A 2064-nucleotide genomic window follows, 5' to 3' on the forward strand; every position below is an offset into this window, starting at 1 on the left:
CCCCGCGGGCACCGCCCTGCGCCGGAACCACCACGTCGAACCCGTGCGACGCACCGTGCTGCGGGAAAGCGCTCGCCACGTCCGGTCGCGACACGTTGGCCAGCACCGGCCGACCCGCACCTTCGACGCTCACCCAGACGTAGGTCGACGCCGCCGTGTCGGGGTCCAGCGCCCAACCGCGTAGACGGATTCCCCCGGCCACACCCTGGGCGGACTCCAGGTTGCCCACGGGAGGTCCGCCGTCGAGCACGCCGAGCGGGGCGTCGGCGCCGCGGACGAGCCGGACCGTGGCCCCCCCCGAGCCGATACCCGTGACCTGGACGGCGAACGCGTCGTCGGGCGTGGCGAACCATCCGCCCACGGGCAGGACGAAGCTCTCCCCCGGCAAGGCGAGCAAGTACGAGTCCGAACCCCTGGACGGGACGCCGTCCACCCTGTGGACCACGACACCCGGCACGTACCTGGTGGTTCCACTGCATGCCTGGACGCCCGCGGGGCAACCCCCGCGGGACGTCGCGAGGTCGGCGTCACGTCCGACTGCGGCGCGGTACTCGACGTAGTAGGTCGCACCTCCCGTGGCGAAGGTGAGGAACCGCTGACCAGTCAGGCCTCCGACCGGGGCGAGCGTCGCCGTGACCGGACCGCTCGCGATCACGGCGTTCGAGCTCGAGATGAGACCCAGGGTGGCCAGGTGGGCTGCACCCAGCGGCCCGGTCCCGCCCACCGACGTGCCCATGACGTCGTAAGCGTCGCCGTACTCGCCGTTCCGGCAGGCAATCGCGGAGTAGTCGCCGCCGGTGCACCCGGTGCGTGAGTTCGAGTGACCGAGCTCGAGCGTGTGCCCGAGCTCGTGGGCCATGACGCTCCAGGTCGTGTAGCCGTTGAGCCAGGCCACGCCGCCGTTCGCGACGTGCGCGACGCCCGCGAACCCGCACGCGTTCCAGCGCGGCGTGTGCACGACCACGTGTTCGCCGGTCCCGCTCGAGGCCACCCCGGCCCGCTCGCCCGCCCAACTGAGGAAGCCGAGGATCTGCGACGTCGTGCAACCCTCGCTCGTGCTCCAGCCCGAGTAAGTCCCGACGGCGAGCTGGTCGCCGACCTGGAACTGCACCGCGCTCCCCGTGGACTCACGCCAGAACGGCGCGACCTGTGTGGTGACGATGTCCGCCAGGGTCGACGGCATCACCGACGGGGTCTGACCGGGCAGCGCCCCCGCGAGGACGTCGACGGTACGCGACGAGGGGCCGGCCAGGCTCGCCACGGTCGGCTCGACCGCGGCGAGCTCCGCCGGGGCCAGGACGGTGACCTCGGACACGTCCGCTCCGCCATCGGCCTCGAGCGGGGCGTCCGCGCCGTCGGCGACCGACGCAGCGGTCGTCGTGATCTCGACCGTCGCCCCCGCCGGAACACCCGCCAGGTCCGCCTCGGCGACCTGGAGGGCGTCCCCGCTCTCGGCCACCACAGCTGTGGCCTCGAAAGCCTCGCCGTCGTACACCTCGACGGCGACGCGCACGACCTCGCCCACCAGCACCATGGGCTCCGCATCCGCCGCCCCGGGCTCCGCGTCCGCCGCCCCTGGCTCGGGCGCCGCCGCGCCAGGCACAGGCGCCGCGGCGCTCTCCTGCTCGTCGGCGCCGGCACCTTCCGGCGCGGATCCACCGTCGCTGTCCAGCGCCTCGGGCGTGGCCGACGGGGTCGCCGACGGGGTGGCCGACGGTTCGTCGCTCGCCGGTGCAGGCTCGACGACGGTGTCGGCCACGTCGGGCGTGGCCGCCGACGTGGCCAGCCCGGCGTTCTCGGCTGCGGCGGAGACGGCCCCGCCGGGAGCGAACACGAGCACGGCAACAGCGAGCAAGTTCAGCAGACGAGTGGGCACTTCTCCCCTGACCTCGATGGTCGACCCTCCCCCCGACCCAGGGCGGAGGGACCCGGACACCGACAGGGAGGAGCGAGCCGCGCCGACCCTGACACGTCCCTTATCGGCTCGCGGGCCGCTGACCTGAACCCGCCTTCGCCGAAGGAATGGACGAGCTGCCGAGTCTCAGGTCCTCGGCACGGTCAGGG

General features: G+C 73.5%; 1 pseudogene. It reads right to left on the reverse strand.

Annotated features, from left to right (window positions below):
• Positions 1-1876: pseudogene (locus tag AFE02nite_RS17200) on the reverse strand (hypothetical protein); the annotation flags it as partial.
• Between the last annotated feature and the right edge of the window lie 188 nt (positions 1877-2064).

The sequence above is a fragment of the Actinotalea fermentans genome, from assembly GCF_007991475.1.
GTDB classification, from domain to species: Bacteria; Actinomycetota; Actinomycetes; order Actinomycetales; family Cellulomonadaceae; genus Actinotalea; species Actinotalea fermentans.